The organism is Roseateles sp. UC29_93, from assembly GCF_042695725.1.
GTDB classification, from domain to species: domain Bacteria; phylum Pseudomonadota; class Gammaproteobacteria; order Burkholderiales; family Burkholderiaceae_C; genus Roseateles; species Roseateles noduli_A.
This window is the reverse complement of the sequence record NZ_CP170545.1, coordinates 3476909-3491325: the sequence shown is the minus strand read 5'-3', so window position 1 is coordinate 3491325 and position 14417 is coordinate 3476909. Positions and strand designations below refer to the sequence as shown.

Annotated in this window: 13 protein-coding genes and 2 pseudogenes; all 15 read right to left on the bottom strand. The window is 67.8% G+C overall.

What is annotated here, in order from left to right:
- Positions 1-7: 7 nt before the first annotated feature.
- Positions 8-781: a TrmH family RNA methyltransferase gene (locus ACFJIX_RS16210; protein WP_377152702.1), complete on the bottom strand. Its 774-nt coding sequence runs from the start codon at positions 779-781 to the stop codon at positions 8-10.
- Complete coding sequence (gene rnhB, locus ACFJIX_RS16205) at positions 778-1479, bottom strand: ribonuclease HII (RefSeq protein ID WP_377152700.1); 702 nt, start codon at positions 1477-1479, stop codon at positions 778-780. The genes ACFJIX_RS16210 and rnhB overlap by 4 nt, the downstream gene beginning before the upstream one ends.
- Positions 1451-2596: a lipid-A-disaccharide synthase gene (lpxB, locus tag ACFJIX_RS16200; protein WP_377152697.1), complete on the bottom strand. Its 1146-nt coding sequence runs from the start codon at positions 2594-2596 to the stop codon at positions 1451-1453. The genes rnhB and lpxB overlap by 29 nt, the downstream gene beginning before the upstream one ends.
- A gap of 18 nt (positions 2597-2614) precedes the next feature.
- Positions 2615-3406 (bottom strand): acyl-ACP--UDP-N-acetylglucosamine O-acyltransferase, encoded by a 792-nt coding sequence (gene lpxA / locus ACFJIX_RS16195; protein WP_377152695.1) that lies wholly within the window; start codon positions 3404-3406, stop codon positions 2615-2617.
- Between the two features lie 45 nt (positions 3407-3451).
- Positions 3452-3907 carry a 3-hydroxyacyl-ACP dehydratase FabZ gene (gene fabZ, locus ACFJIX_RS16190; RefSeq protein ID WP_377152692.1) on the bottom strand — a complete coding sequence of 152 codons (456 nt, stop codon included), beginning with the start codon at positions 3905-3907 and terminating at the stop codon, positions 3452-3454.
- Positions 3904-5004: a UDP-3-O-(3-hydroxymyristoyl)glucosamine N-acyltransferase gene (gene lpxD, locus ACFJIX_RS16185; RefSeq protein ID WP_377152690.1), complete on the bottom strand. Its 1101-nt coding sequence runs from the start codon at positions 5002-5004 to the stop codon at positions 3904-3906. Before lpxD ends, fabZ begins: the two co-directional genes overlap by 4 nt.
- Entirely contained in the window at positions 5001-5510 is a 510-nt protein-coding gene (locus tag ACFJIX_RS16180; RefSeq protein ID WP_377152688.1) for an OmpH family outer membrane protein, read from the bottom strand. The genes lpxD and ACFJIX_RS16180 overlap by 4 nt, the downstream gene beginning before the upstream one ends.
- Positions 5510-7814 (bottom strand): annotated as a pseudogene (bamA, locus tag ACFJIX_RS16175) (outer membrane protein assembly factor BamA). The gene ACFJIX_RS16180 and the pseudogene bamA overlap by 1 nt, the downstream one beginning before the upstream one ends.
- 9 nt (positions 7815-7823) lie before the next feature.
- Positions 7824-9194, bottom strand: coding sequence for an RIP metalloprotease RseP (gene rseP, locus ACFJIX_RS16170; RefSeq protein ID WP_377152686.1), 1371 nt, complete (start codon positions 9192-9194; stop codon positions 7824-7826).
- Between the two features lie 54 nt (positions 9195-9248).
- Complete coding sequence (gene ispC, locus ACFJIX_RS16165; protein ID WP_377152684.1) at positions 9249-10457, bottom strand: 1-deoxy-D-xylulose-5-phosphate reductoisomerase; 1209 nt, start codon at positions 10455-10457, stop codon at positions 9249-9251.
- Between the two features lie 31 nt (positions 10458-10488).
- Positions 10489-11322, bottom strand: coding sequence for a phosphatidate cytidylyltransferase (locus ACFJIX_RS16160; RefSeq protein ID WP_377152682.1), 834 nt, complete (start codon positions 11320-11322; stop codon positions 10489-10491).
- A 1-nt stretch (position 11323) separates the two neighbouring features.
- Complete coding sequence (gene uppS, locus ACFJIX_RS16155; protein WP_377152680.1) at positions 11324-12055, bottom strand: polyprenyl diphosphate synthase; 732 nt, start codon at positions 12053-12055, stop codon at positions 11324-11326.
- A gap of 13 nt (positions 12056-12068) precedes the next feature.
- Positions 12069-12628 (bottom strand): annotated as a pseudogene (frr, locus tag ACFJIX_RS16150) (ribosome recycling factor).
- Between the two features lie 51 nt (positions 12629-12679).
- Positions 12680-13390: a UMP kinase gene (gene pyrH, locus ACFJIX_RS16145; protein WP_377152678.1), complete on the bottom strand. Its 711-nt coding sequence runs from the start codon at positions 13388-13390 to the stop codon at positions 12680-12682.
- A gap of 107 nt (positions 13391-13497) precedes the next feature.
- The gene (gene tsf, locus ACFJIX_RS16140) at positions 13498-14394 is read right to left on the bottom strand and encodes a translation elongation factor Ts (RefSeq protein ID WP_331614127.1); all 897 of its coding nucleotides are present in this window, start codon (positions 14392-14394) and stop codon (positions 13498-13500) included.
- Positions 14395-14417 lie beyond the last annotated feature (23 nt).

Here is a 14417-nt window from a genome sequence, read left to right as displayed (position 1 = left end):
CGGTCGCTCAGATCAGCCTGCGACGAGCCGATTCGTAGAGGCAGATCGACGCGGCGCTCGCCACGTTCAGGGACTCTTCGCCGCCCGGCTGCGGAATGCCGACGCGCAACGCGCAGCGCTGCATCAACGCCTCGGCGACGCCCTGCCCTTCGTGGCCCATGACCCAGGCGCAAGGGTTGGGGAGATCGGCTTGATGGAGCATGGCATCCGCATGCGAACTGGTCGCCAGCAGCGGGACCTTCAGCGCATCGAGGTCCTCGATGCTCAGACCTTCCACCAGATGCAGGCCGAAGTGCGCGCCCATGCCGGCGCGCAGCACCTTCGGCGACCACAGCGCCGCAGTGCCCTTGAGCGCCAGCACCTGCCGGAAGCCCAGAGCACCCGCGCTGCGCAGGATCGTGCCGACATTGCCCGCATCCTGCAGGCGGTCCAGCACGACGGAATCGGCCTTCGCATCGATGCGCGGCTGCGTCGGCAGGGCCAGCTCGAAGCCGATCTGCGCCGGCGACTCCAGGCCCGACACCGTCTTGAAGAGCTCCGGCGACACGACCAGCACTTTCGGTGCCACGTCGGCGAGCGCATGCAGCGCCTCGTCCGCCGCGGCCACGTCCGTGATCAGCGCGAGCGACGGTTTGACGCCGCGTTGCACCGCCGCGCGCACGAGGTGGTCGCCTTCCAGCCAGACACCGCCCAGCTTGCGGTAGGCGCCGCCGTCCTGCGCCAGCTTGCGCAGTCGCTGCAGGTTCGGGTTGTCGCGCGCGGTGATCGACTGCCAGCTCATCCGGGTCTCATTTCCTCGTTCAGCGCGGGATCGACGTTCCGTGGGGGCGCGATGTTCGCCAGGCCCGGATCACCCAGGTCCAGCGAACGCACCGGCGCGAAGCTCTGCCGATGCCACACGCTCGCGCCGTGCACGCGCAGCGCGTCCAGGTGCTCGCGCGTGCCGTAGCCCTTGTGGTTGTCGAAGCCATACTCCGGATGCTGCGCGTGCATCTGCAGGCAGAAACGGTCGCGGTGCACCTTGGCCAGGATCGACGCGGCCGAGATCGCCGGCACCAGCGCATCGCCCTTGACGATGGCCTCGGCGGGGATGCGCAGCACCGGCAGCCGGTTGCCGTCGACCTGCACGTGCGCGGGCTTGAGCCGCAGGCCCTCGACCGCGCGGCGCATCGCCAGCATCGTCGCCTGCAGGATGTTGATGCGGTCGATCTCCTCGACCGTCGCCTCCGCGATGCAGAAGCACAGCGCCTTGGCGCGGATCTCGTCGAACAGCTGCTCGCGCTTCTTCTCGCTGAGCACCTTCGAATCGTTCAGCCCCTTGATCGGGTTCTGATCGTCCAGGATCACCGCCGCGGCGACCACCGGGCCCGCCAGCGGACCGCGGCCCGCTTCGTCCACGCCGCACAGCAGACCCTCGCGGACCCATTCCAGGCCCAGTTGCGTCGGAGGCTCAAGCGCCGAGGATTTTCGCGATCGCATCGCCGGCCTTTTGCGCGGTGTTGCAGCGCAGCTGTTGGTGGATCTCGAGGAAACGCTCGCGCAGCCGCTCCCGACGCGGCGCGTCGTCCAGCCAGGCCAGGCCCTCGCGGGCGATGCGCTCGCCGGTGCATTCGTCCTGCAGGCACTCGGGCACCAGCGTCTCGCGCGCGAGCACGTTCGGCAGCCCCACCCACGGCAGCAGCGCCTTGCCCTTCATCCGCCACGCGTTGAACCAGTGCAGCTTGTAGGCGATCACCATCGGCCGCTTCAGCAGCGCCGCTTCCAGCGTCGCGGTGCCGCTCGCGACCAGCGTCAGGTCGCAGGCGGCCAGCGCCTCCTGGGCGCGACCGTCGACCAGCGTCATCGGCAGGCCCTGGCCATGCTGCGCCATCAGCGCCTCGACCATCGGACGCAGGCCCGGCGCGATCGGGATGACGAAGCGCAACGCGGGGCGCGCCTGGTGCATGCGCCGCGCGGCGTCCAGCAGCGGCGGGCCGATGTAGTCCAGTTCGCTGCGACGGCTGCCGGGCAGGATGGCGACGATGGTGTCGCTCTCCGCAAGGCCCAGGTCGCGGCGCGCGTCCTCGCGTGGCGGTTCGAACGGGATCTGGTCGGCCAGCGGGTGCCCGACGTAGGTCGACGGGATGCCCGCCTTCTCCAGGATCGCAGGTTCGAACGGGAACAGGCACAGCACGTGATCCGCACTGCGCTTGATCGTCTGCACGCGCTCCGCGCGCCAGGCCCAGATGGACGGGCAGACGAAGTGGACCGTCTTGATGCCGGCCTCGCGCAGGCGCTGCTCCAGGCCGAAGTTGAAGTCGGGCGCATCGACACCGACGAAGACCGACGGCCGCTCGGCGATCAGTCGATCGCCGAGCTGGCGGCGGATCGCGAGCAGCTCGCGGATGTTCTTGATCGCGTCCCAGTAGCCGAAGATCGACAGCTTGTGGCTGGGCCACCAGGCGTCGAAGCCTTGTGTCTGCATCCTGGGGCCGCCGATGCCGGCCGAGCTCAAGTCCGGCCAGCGCGCCTTCAGGCCTTGCAGCAGCAGGCTGGCGAGCAGATCGCCGGAGGCCTCGCCGGCCACCAGGCCCAGTCGAGGATCCGTGGCGCTCATGTCAATCGTCCGGGTCGTTCAGCGGACGAGGCCGCGCTTGGCGCCCGCCAGGAAGTCCAGCATCGCCTGGATGTCGCGGATCGACTCGGCGTCCTGGCCCTGCTTGAGCGCCTCGATGTTCGCGACGGATTGCTCCAGCGTCGTGCCGTCGCGGAACAGCAGCTTGTGGATCTGGCGGATCACGCCGATGCGGTCGTTGCTGAAGCCGCGGCGGCGCAGGCCGGTCAGGTTGACCGCGCGCACGCCCAGCGGATTGCCGTCGACCGTCATGTACGGAGCGACGTCCTGCGCCACATGGCCCTGGAAACCGATCATCGCGTGCGCGCCGACGTGCACGAACTGGTGGACGCCGGTCAGGCCGCCGATCGTGGCCCAGTCGCCCACATGCACGTGGCCGGCCAGCGTGGCGTTGTTGGCCAGCACGCAGTGGTCGCCGACCACCACGTCATGCGCCAGGTGCACGTAGGCCATGATCCAGTTGTCGGAGCCGACGCGCGTGACGCCCTGCTCCTTGAACGTGCCGGTGTTGAAGGTGCAGAACTCGCGGATCGTGTTGCGGTCGCCGATGACGAGCTCGGTCACCTCGCCGCCATGGCTCATGTCCTGCGGCATCGCGCCGATCGACGCGAACTGGTAGATGACGTTGTCGCGACCGATCGTGGTCTTGCCCTCGATCACGGTGTGCGGGCCGACGCGGGTCCCCGCGCCGATGCGCACCTCGGGGCCGATGACCGCGTACGGGCCGACTTGGACGGTCTCGTCGAGCTGCGCCTGCGGGTCGATGATCGCGGTGGGATGGATGCGGGCCATGGGCGTCCGGATTCAGCGGCTGTTCAGCGGGTGTTCAACGACGACTCAGCAGTCGAGCTTGCGCATCGTGCACATCAGGCCGGCCTCGGCCACGATGTCGGTGCCGACCAGCGCCTTGGCGCCGAACTTGTAGATGCCGGCCTTCGCGCGGTCCAGCGTGACCTCGAGGATCAGCTGGTCGCCCGGCTCGACGGGCCGCTTGAAGCGCGCGTTGTCGATGCCGGCGAAGTAGACGACGTGGTTCTCGTCCAGCGTGAAGTTGTAGCTCTCGACCGCCAGCAGCGTCGCGGCCTGCGCCAGCGCTTCCAGGATCAGCACGCCCGGCATCACCGGACGGTGCGGGAAGTGGCCGTTGAAGAACGGCTCGTTGATGCTGACGTTCTTGATCGCCCGGATGCGCACGCCCTTCTCCACTTCCAGGACGCGGTCCACGAGCAGGATGGGATAACGGTGCGGCAGCTTCTCGAGGATGCCGTGGATGTCGATGCGGGTCTCAGTCATGTCGTCTTCTTTTCCAGGGCACGCACGCGCTGGCGCAGCTCATAGAGCCCGCGCAGGGCGGCGGCGTTCTTCTGCCACGATGCGGCGTCCTCGAAGGGCCACATGCCGGCGTAGGCGCCGGGCTTGTCGATGCTGTTGCTGATGTTGGCCGTCGGGCCGATCTGCACGCCGTCAGTGATCCGGATGTGGCCGTTGATGCGCGCCGCACCGGCCACGATGCAGTTGGCGCCGATCTCCGCGCTGCCGGCGATCGCCGTCGCGCCGGCGATCGCCGTGCCCTTGCCGATCTTCACGTTGTGCGCGATCTGGACCAGGTTGTCGATGATGACGCCGTCGGCGATCACCGTGTCGCCCAGCGCGCCGCGGTCGACGCAGGTGTTGGCGCCGATCTCGACGCCGTCGCCGATGCGCACCGCGCCGAGCTGTTCGATCTTGACCCACTCGACGCCGGGCTCGCCGTCCGAGCGCTTGGTCGGCGCGAAGCCGAAGCCGTCCGCCCCGATGACCACGCCGCTGTGCAGCATCGAGCGTTCGCCGATCACGCAGTCATGGCCGAACACCACGTGCGGCGCGAACCGCGTGTGCGCGCCGACGCGGGCGTCCTGCTCGACGATCGTATGCGCGCCGATGCGCACGCCGTCGCCCAGCACCGCGCCGGACTCGATCACCGCATGCGGGCCGACTTCCACGTCCTGGCCGATCACCGCGTCCGCCGCGACGGTCGCGGTCGGATGGATGGCCGGCGTGGCGCGCGGCTTGCGCATGTTCGCGGCCCACCACTGGGTCAGGCGCGCGAAGTAGAGGTAGGGATCCGGCGCCACGATGCAGCACGCGGTCGTGCCGGCGCCTTGACGGGCTGCGGCGGCTTCCGCCAGCTTCGGCGACACGATCACGCAGGCGGCCTGCGTGGTCGCGAGCTGCGCCTCGTACTTCGGATTCGAGAGGAAGGAGATCGCGTCCGCGCCCGCATCCTCCAGCGGCGCGATCGCGCGGATCGCCGTGGTGGAGGCACCAACAAGATCGCCGCCCAAGGCGGCGATCAGATCGGAGACCAGAACCTGCTTCTTGGTCACTTCCGGCGTCACGGCGGGTGTCATTTCTGACTGTTGAGCGCGTCGATCACCTTCTTCGTGATGTCCACGCGGGGGCTGGCATGAATCGCGTCCTGAACGATCAGATCGTACTTTTCCTGCTCGAAGATCTGCTTGATGACCTTGTTGGCCTTCTCGACCACGGCGGAGAGTTCTTCGTTCTTGCGCTGGGAGACGTCCTCGTTGAACTCCCGGCGCTTGCGCTGCAGGTCGCGGTCCTGTTCGATCAGCTCGCGCTGGCGGCGGCCGCGCTCGGCCTCGCCCAGCGCGGGGCTGTCCTTGTCGAGCTTCTCGGCCGCGGCGCGCAACTTGGTCTCCAGGTCGACCAGCGCCTTTTCGCGACGGCTGAACTCGGCTTGCAGCTTCGTTTCCGCCGCCTTGGCCAAATTGGTTTCGCGCAGGATCCGCTCGCTGTTGACGTAGCCGATCTTGACTTCCTGGGCTTGCGCGCCCAGGGTCGCCGCGCCCGTCAGGAGGACGGTGGCGACGATCTGCGACAGCTTGCTCTTCATCAGAATGCAGTCCCGATCTGGAATTGGAATCGCTCGATTCTATCCGTGGGCTTCTTGCGGATCGGCGAGCCGTAGCTGAGCCGCAGCGGGCCCATCGGCGACAGCCAGCTGATACCCGCGCCAGCCGAGGCACGCACATCACCGAACTTGAGCTTCTCGTCCTGGCCCCACACGTTGCCCGCGTCCAGGAACGCGAACAGACGGAAGCTCTTGTCGTTGCCCGAACCCGGCACCGGCACGTAGAACTCGGTGTTCAGGTTGAACTTGCGGTTGCCGCCGGTGTAGGAGCCGGTCACGTCGACCGGGCCCAGCGTGCCGGGCTCGAACACCCGCACCGAACCCAGGCCGCCGCCGTAGAAGTTCTTGAAGATCGGATACGGCCGGCCGCTCAGGCCCTTGCCGTAGGCGAATTCGCCGTTGACCATCAGCGAGAACTTGCGTCCCAGCGGGAAGAACTCCTGGTACTGCAGGTTGGCGATCGTGTAGCGCGAATCGCCGACCGGGGCTCAGCTCCAGGTTCACCCGCTTCATCGCGCCGGCGGTCGGCGTGATCACGGAGTCGCGGTTGTCCTTCTTCCAGCCGATCGTCAGCGGGATCGACATCGCCGACGAACCGAACTGCTCGCGGAACAGCCAGTAGCTGTTGGGCAGGCCGGTGCGGGTCGTGATGCGCGTCGTTTCGTAGCCGATGCCGAAGAACACGGTGTCGTCCTCGGAGAACGGCACGCCGAACTTGACCGAGCCGCCGTACGAGGCGAACTCGTATTCCTCGCCGAGGTTGTTGATCGGCTTGACGGTCCGGTAGAACACGTCGATCGCGCGGGACACGCCGTCGACGGTGAAGTACGGGTCCACCGTCGTCACGCCCAGCGAGCGGCCGGTGCTGGCGGTGTTCACCTGGATGCCCAGGTAGTTGCCGGAGCCGAACACGTTCTCCTGCGAGATCGAGCCCGACAGCGACAGCTTGCTCGCGCTGGAGTAGCCGGCGCCGATCTGGATGTTGCCGGTCGGGCGCTCGGTCACGGTCAGCGTGACGTCGACCTGGTCGGGCGAACCCGGGACCTCGGTCGTGTCGATCGTGACGTCCTTGAAGTAGCCCAGGCGTTCGACGCGGTCACGCGAGGCCTTGATGCGGGCGCCGTCGTACCAGGACGATTCGAACTGGCGGAACTCGCGGCGGATCACTTCGTCCCGCGTGCGGGTGTTGCCCGAGATCAGCACGCGCCGCACGTAGACGCGGCGCTGCGGCTCGCCGACCAGCGTCACCGTCACCTGGCCGGTCGCGCGGTCGATCTCCGGGCGGCTCTCGACACGCGCGAAGGCGTAGCCGAAGGTGCCGTAGAGGTCCTGGAAGTTGCGCGTCGTCTGCGCCACCGCCTCGCCGTTGTAAGGCTGGCCGGGCTTGAGCGCGATCAGGCGCTTGAACTCCTCGTCGCGACCCATGAAGTCGCCTTCGAGCTTAATCCCGTTGACCGTGTACGGCTGACCTTCGTTGATCGTGATCGCGATGCTGATGCTCTGCTTGTCGGGCGAGATCGTGACCTGCGTCGACTCGACGTTGAACTCGAGGTAGCCGCGGTTCAGGTAGTACGAGCGGATCGTTTCCAGGTCCGCGTTCAGCTTCGAGCGGGAGTAGCGGTCGGTCTTCGTGTACCAGGTCAGCCAGCCCGACGTGGTCTGCTCGAGCAGCCCCGTCAGCGTGCCTTCGCTGAAGACCTTGTTGCCCAGGATGCGGATCTCGGCGATCTTGGCCGGCTCGCCTTCCGTCACCGAGAAGCTGACGTTGACGCGGTTGCGCTCGATCGGGGTGATGGTCGTCGTGACCTCGGCGCCGTACAGCGAGCGGGTCAGGTATTGACGCTTCAGTTCCTGCTCGGCGCGGTCGGCCAGCGCCTTGTCGAAAGGCTTGCCTTCGCCGATGCCGACGTCCTTCAGCGACTTGGTCAGCGCCTCGGTGTCGAACTCCTTGAGGCCGACGAAACCGACGTTGGCGATGATCGGACGTTCCTCGATCACGATGACGACGGCATCGGTGTCGAGGTTGATGCGGACGTCCTTGAACAGACCGGTCGCGAACAGCGCGCGCAGCGCGGCGGCGCCCTTCTCGTCGTTGTAGGTGTCACCGATGCGGAACGGCAGCGCCGCGAACACCGTGCCCGGGTCAGTCCGCTGCAGACCTTCGACACGGATGTCCTTGAGGACGAACGGTTCGGCGGCCCAGGCGGAACCGGCTTGCAGCGCGGTAGCCAGCACCGCCAGTTGGATCACGTGGGGGCGCAAGGCGTCGGGCAGGAATCGGGGCATGCGGAAGCTTCAGTGCAGACCCAGCGTGCGGGTCAGATCGTTGAAAAGGGCCAGGCTCATCATCAGCAGCACGACGGCAATGCCTGCGCGTTGCAGCTGCTTGTGCCACCACTCAGAGACAGGGCGGCCGCTCAAACCCTCGAAAAGATAATACATCAGGTGTCCGCCATCGAGCATCGGCAGCGGCAGCAGGTTCAGCACGCCGAGGCTCACGCTGACGGCGGCGAGGAAGCTCAGGAAAGCAGTCAATCCGAGGCTCGCCGACTGGTCCGCCGCCTTGGCGATCGTGATGGGTCCGCTGAGGTTCTTTACCGAAGCTTCACCGACCAACATCCGGCCCAAGGTCTTCACCGTCAGCGCGCTGAGCTCCCAGGTGCGGGTCAGGCCTTGCCGTACCGATTCGATGGGACCGTAGTGCACCTTGACGCTCGCCGGCCGGGCGTCGAAGCCCGCGCCGATGCGGGCCACGCGCTGGTCGCCGACGATCTCGACGCGCGGCGTGACCACGCGTTCCAGCTGCTGGCCGTCGCGGCGCACGAGCACGCGCAGCGGCTCCGGCTGGCCATCGACGATGGCGCGGCGCACACGCTGGATGAACCAGGCGACGTCGGGCACGACCTCGTCGTTGACGCGCAGCACGCGATCGCCGGACAGCAGGCCCGCGGCCTGCGCGGGTTCGCCGTCGACCATGCGACCCAGGACCGGTTCGATGAACACGCCACCCAAGCCGATGCGGCCGATCGTCTTCTCGTCGAAGTCGCGGCTCTCCAGGGTGTCGGTCTCGAGGCGCACGGTGCGGCGACCGTGGCCCGCCGCATCGCTGACGCTGAGCAGCAACGGCTGGCGGTCCGCGACGGACTGCGCCAGTTGCCAGCCGAAGTCCGGCATCGATCGGACGTCTTCCCAATCCTGCCCGTCGTTGGACCAGGCCTGCACCCAATCACCGGCACGCAGGCCGGCGCGTTCGGCCAGTCCGCCCGCCGTCGGGGACCCGAGCAGCGCCTTCGGCTCTTCCCGTCCGATCCAGCCGACGACCGCGAACAGCAGCACCGCCAGGATCAGGTTGGCCGCCGGGCCCGCCGCGACGATCGCCGCGCGCTGCCACAGCGTCTTGCGGTTGAAGGCCTGCGATTGCTGGTCGGGCGCCACCGGGCCGTCGCTCTCGTCGAGCATGCGGACGTAGCCGCCGAGCGGGATCGCGCTCAGCGTGAACTCGGTGCTGTCCGGCGACTTGCGCCGGCGCAGCAGCACGCGGCCGAAGCCCACCGAGAAACGCAGCACCTTGACGCCGCAGGCACGCGCCACGCGGTAGTGGCCCCACTCGTGGATCACGATGAGGATGCCCAGCGTGACGAGGAAATAGAGGACTTGGGAAAGCATCGCGGGCGTCCTGGATCGAGGTCTGGGGCTGGGCGGCGGTCGTCGACCGGAGGATCAGACCGCCGCGGCGAGCGCCGCGATCTGCTGTCTCGCCTGTCGGCGGGCGCGTCCGTCGAGGGCCAGCAGCCCCTCGACGCTGTCGACCTCGCCCGCCTGGGGATTCACGGTTTCAAGCACCTCGCGGTTGACGCGGCAGATGTGATCGAAGCGAAGCTGGTGATCGAGGAAGGCGGCGACCGCCTCCTCGTTCGCGGCGTTGAGCACCGCGGTGCTGCCTTCGGCCGCGCGCAGTGCCTGCCACGACAGATGCAGGCCGGGGAAGCGGCGCTCGTCAGCCTCTTCGAAGGCGAGGCTCGGTGTCTTGAGCAGGTCCAGCACACCCGCGCCGGAGACGATGCGTTCGGGGAAGGCCAGCGCGTAGGCGATGGGCACGCGCATGTCGGGCGTGCCCAGTTGGGCCAGCACCGAGTGGTCACGGCAGACCACCATCGAATGCACGATGCTCTGCGGGTGGATCAGCACCTTGATCTGCTCGGGCTTCAGGTCGAAGAGCCAGCGCGCCTCGATGACCTCGAGCGCCTTGTTCATCATCGTCGCCGAGTCGACCGAGATCTTGCGGCCCATCACCCAGTTCGGGTGGGCGCAGGCCTGCTCGGGCGTGACATCGGCCAGCGAGGCCGGATCGCGCTGGCGGAACGGCCCGCCGGACGCGGTCAGCACGATGTGGTCGATGCGCTGCGGCCAGGTCGAGCGGTCCTCGGGCAGGCACTGGAAGATCGCAGAATGCTCCGAATCCACCGGCAGCAGCGTCGCGCCGCCCTCGGCGACCGCACGCATGAACAGCGCACCGCCGAGCACGATCGCTTCCTTGTTGGCGAGCAGCAGGCGCTTGCCCGCACGCGCCGCGGCCATCGCCGGCGGCAGGCCGGCGGCGCCGACGATCGCGGCCATCACCGCGTCGACGTCGGGATGCGCGGCGACCTCGCTCAGCGCGGCCATGCTGTCGAGCACTTCGGTGCGGGAGCCGGCTTCGCGCAGCCTCGTGCGCAGTTGTGCGGCGAGCGCCGCATCGGGCAGGACAGCGAAGCGCGGCTGGAATTGCACGCACTGCGCGGCGAGCTCGTCGACGCGGCTCATCGCCGACAGGGCGAAGACGCGATAACGGTCCGGATGACGCGCGATCACGTCCAGCGTGCTGGTGCCGATGGATCCGGTGGAACCCAGCACGCAGACCTGCTGCGGGCGGTGGAAGTGGTCGGTCATCGCAGAAGGTCTCGCGGAGGGATCCGGAGGATCAGAGGGAGGTCAGCGCCAAGGCCAGGGGCAGCACCGGCAGCAGCGCGTCGACACGGTCCAGGACACCGCCGTGGCCGGGCAGCAGCTGGCTGCTGTCCTTGGCGCCGGCGGCCCGCTTGACCAGGGATTCGAACAGATCGCCGACGACGCTCATCGCCGACAGGAAGACCATCGCCAGCAGCGACACGATGCCGATGCGCTTGACCAGCACCGTGTACAGCGAGGCCGAATCCACCGGGACGCGCACGTCGATCACATGGACCCAGACGAAGCCCAGCACGATCACGCCGACGAGGCCGCCGATCGCGCCTTCCCAGCTCTTGCCCGGGCTGATCGCCGGCGCGAGCTTGCGCTTGCCGAAGGCCTTGCCGGCGAAGTACGCGGCGATGTCGGCCATCCAGACCAGGCACATCGCCGACAGCAGGAAGTTGATGCCGCGCTGCCGCGCGACGATCAGCGCCAGCCAGGCGGCCCACAGCAGCACCGCGCCGAGCACGAGTCTGAGCACGGGCGACAGCTTCGGCCATCCGGCGACGCCGGCCGCCAGCGCGCGCACGCCGCCGAGTACCCATATCCCGCCGGCCAGCCACCAGCACCAGGCCGGCACGTTGAAGCCGACGGCGTAGAAGGTCGCCGCACAGGCCGCCGCGAGCACGGCGCCGAATGCGAGCGCCGTCGCGCCGGGCTTGCCGTTCAGCCGCGACCACTCCCACCCCGCCGCCGCGATCATCACCAGCGTCAGCAGCGCGAACCACATCGGATTCGACGCGAACAGCGCCGGCAGCAGGATCGCCAACAGCACCAGGGCCGTGATCACGCGCTGAAGCAGCATCTCAAGCCTCCTGGGCGACGCCCGGAACGTTCACCCCGCCGAAGCGGCGGTCGCGCGCCCGGAACGCGGCGATCGCCTCGTCCAGCTGCGCCTCGCCGAACTCGGGCCACAGGCAGTCGGAGAACACGAACTCGGTGTACGCGGTCTGCCACAGCATGAAGTTGCTGATGCGCAGTTCGCCGCCGGTACGGATGAAGAGGTCCGGGTCCGGCGCATAGCTCATCGCCATGAACTCGGACAGGCGGGCTTCGGTCAGCTCGTGCGCCGGGATGCCCGCCGCGATCGCCTTGCGACAGGCCTGGACGATGTCCCAGCGACCGCCGTAGTTGAACGCGACGTTCAGCGTCAGCTTGGAATTGTGGGCGGTGGAGCCCTCGGCCTCGGCCCAGGCGGCACGCAGCTTGTCGGACACCGCCTCGCGGTCGCCGACGATGCGGATGCGCACGCCCATCGCGCCCATGCGGGCCAGGTAGCGCGACACCGCCGCCAGCACCAGGCCCATCAGGCCGGACACCTCGTCGCTGGGACGCTTCCAGTTCTCGCTGGAGAAGGCGAAGACGGTGAGGTACTCGATCTCTCGATCGATGCAGGCCTGGACCACCCGCACCAGGGCGTCCACGCCCTGCTTGTGGCCGAAGAAACGCGGGAGGAAGCGCTTCTTCGCCCAACGACCGTTGCCATCCATGACGATGGCCACATGGCGGGGCACTCCCGCCTTGCTGTCGGCGCTCACGAGGATGCGACGATCAGACGGCCATGATCTCGGCTTCCTTGGCCGAGAGCAGCTTGTCGATGTCCGAGACGACGCGGTCCGTCAGCTTCTGGACTTCGTCCTGGCTGCGGCGCTCGTCGTCCTCGGTGATGACCTTGTCCTTGGCCATCTTCTTCGCCTGCTCGTTGGCGTCGCGACGCAGGTTGCGCACGGCCACCTTCGCATCCTCGGCGGCGCCCTTGGAGACCTTCACCAGGTCGCGGCGGCGTTCTTCCGACAGCGGCGGCATCGGCACGCGGATCAGGTCGCCCATCGACGACGGGTTCAGGCCCAGGTCCGATTCGCGGATGGCCTTCTCGATCTTCTGGCTCATGCCCTTTTCCAGGGCTGCACGCTGACCGTGCGGGCGTCCAGCAGCGTGACGTTGGCCACCTGCGAGATGGGGACCATCGAGCCGTAGTAGTCCACATGCACCTGGTCCAGCAGGCCCGGGTGGGCGCGGCCGGTGCGGATCTTCTGCAGTTCGTTCTTGAACGCCTCGACGGACTTGGCCATCTTGGCTTCGACGTTCTTCTTGATGTCGGCGATGCTCATGTTCTTTTCCTCGATCAGGGGGGCGGCGTGGTCTCTAACGCGCCAGCCCGGTCAGACGTGCACCAGCGTGCCCTCGTCCTCACCCATCACGACGCGCTTCAGCGCGCCCGGCTTGAAGATCGAGAACACCCGGATGGGCAGCTTCTGGTCGCGGCACAGCGCGAAGGCGGTCGCGTCCAGCACTTGCAGGTTCTTGCCGATGGCCTCGTCGAAGCTGATGCGCGAGTAGCGCGTGGCCGTCGGGTCCTTCTTCGGGTCGGCGGTGTAGACGCCGTCGACCTTGGTCGCCTTCAGCACGATCTCGGCGCCGATCTCGGCGCCACGCAGCGCGGCGGCCGTGTCGGTCGTGAAGAAGGGGTTGCCGGTGCCGGCCGCGAAGACGACGACCTTGCCTTCTTCCAGGTACTGCAGCGCCTTGGGACGCACGTAGGGTTCGACGACCTGCTCGATCGCGATCGCCGACATGACGCGCGCGGTCATGCCTTCCTGGCGCATCGTGTCAGCCAGGGCCAGCGAGTTCATCACCGTCGCCAGCATGCCCATGTAGTCGGCCGTCGCGCGGTCCATGCCGACCGCGCCGCCCGCCACGCCGCGGAAGATGTTCCCGCCGCCGATGACGACCGCCACCTCGACGCCGAGCTTCGTCACTTCCTGGATTTCCTGGACCATGCGCACGATGGTCGCGCGGTTGATGCCGTAGGCGTCGTCGCCCATCAGGGCTTCTCCGGAAAGCTTGAGCAGGATGCGTTTGTGGGCGGGCATTGTTACCTCGTCAGTACGGCCGATGGAGGGAGTGTCGTGCGTAGGCCTGCTGGCGCAAGCGCACAAGTGTAAAGGGCGCCAGAGGCGCCCTTTTTGAGTCGCGACGCTTATTGCTGCTTGCTTGCAGCCGCCACCTGGGCAGCCACTTCGGCAGCGAAGTCGTCGACCTTCTTCTCGATGCCTTCGCCCACGACGTACAGGGTGAACGACTTCACCGTCGTGGCCTTGTCCTTGAGCATCTGCGCGACGGTCTGCTTGCCGTCGGCGGCCTTCACGAAGACCTGGTCCTGCAGCGAGACTTCCTTCAGGAACTTCTGCACCGAGCCTTCGACCATCTTGGCGACGATCTCGGCCGGCTTGCCGGACTCGGCGGCCTTCTCGGCGGCGATCTTGCGTTCCTTCTCGACCAGCTCGGCCGGGACTTCGGCGGACGACAGCGCGGCCGGCTTCATCGCGGCGACGTGCATCGCGACGTCCTTGGCGGCGACTTCGTCACCGTCGAACTCGACCATCACGCCGATGCGGGTGCCGTGCAGGTAGGAGGCCAGCTTGGCGCCTTCGTAACGCTTGAAGCGGCGGATCGTCATGTTCTCGCCGATCTTGCCGATCAGGCCGGCGCGCACGTCCTCGACCGTCGGGCCGAAGCCTTCCTGCGACAGCGGCAGGGCGGACAGGGCGGCGATGTCGGCGGGGTTGCTGTCGACGATCAGACCGGCCAGCGCGTTCACGAACGCCAGGAAGGCGTCGTTCTTCGACACGAAGTCGGTTTCGCAGTTGACTTCGATCAGCGCGCCGGCGTTGCCCTTCACGGCCGCGGCGACGACGCCTTCGGCGGTCACGCGCGAGGCGGCCTTGCCGGCCTTGCTGCCCAGCTTGACGCGCAGGATCTCTTCAGCGCGGGTCATGTCGCCGTCGGCTTCGGTCAGCGCCTTCTTGCACTCCATCATCGGGGAGTCGGTGCGGGCGCGCAGCTCGGCGACCATGCTTGCGGTAATTGCTGCCATTTCAATCTCCGTATGTCGCGGCC

Bases quoted from the DNA above. Each gene is read 5' to 3' on its own strand.
- pyrH (WP_377152678.1), bottom strand. From the start codon at position 13,390: ATGCCCGCCCACAAACGCATCCTGCTCAAGCTTTCCGGAGAAGCCCTG.
- rseP (WP_377152686.1), bottom strand. From the start codon at position 9,194: ATGCTTTCCCAAGTCCTCTATTTCCTCGTCACGCTGGGCATCCTCATC.
- ACFJIX_RS16180 (WP_377152688.1), bottom strand. From the start codon at position 5,510: ATGAAGAGCAAGCTGTCGCAGATCGTCGCCACCGTCCTCCTGACGGGC.
- ACFJIX_RS16160 (WP_377152682.1), bottom strand. From the start codon at position 11,322: ATGCTGCTTCAGCGCGTGATCACGGCCCTGGTGCTGTTGGCGATCCTG.
- lpxA (WP_377152695.1), bottom strand. From the start codon at position 3,406: ATGGCCCGCATCCATCCCACCGCGATCATCGACCCGCAGGCGCAGCTC.
- fabZ (WP_377152692.1), bottom strand. From the start codon at position 3,907: ATGACTGAGACCCGCATCGACATCCACGGCATCCTCGAGAAGCTGCCG.
- lpxB (WP_377152697.1), bottom strand. From the start codon at position 2,596: ATGAGCGCCACGGATCCTCGACTGGGCCTGGTGGCCGGCGAGGCCTCC.
- ACFJIX_RS16210 (WP_377152702.1), bottom strand. From the start codon at position 781: ATGAGCTGGCAGTCGATCACCGCGCGCGACAACCCGAACCTGCAGCGA.
- rnhB (WP_377152700.1), bottom strand. From the start codon at position 1,479: ATGCGATCGCGAAAATCCTCGGCGCTTGAGCCTCCGACGCAACTGGGC.
- tsf (WP_331614127.1), bottom strand. From the start codon at position 14,394: ATGGCAGCAATTACCGCAAGCATGGTCGCCGAGCTGCGCGCCCGCACC.
- lpxD (WP_377152690.1), bottom strand. From the start codon at position 5,004: ATGACACCCGCCGTGACGCCGGAAGTGACCAAGAAGCAGGTTCTGGTC.
- ispC (WP_377152684.1), bottom strand. From the start codon at position 10,457: ATGACCGACCACTTCCACCGCCCGCAGCAGGTCTGCGTGCTGGGTTCC.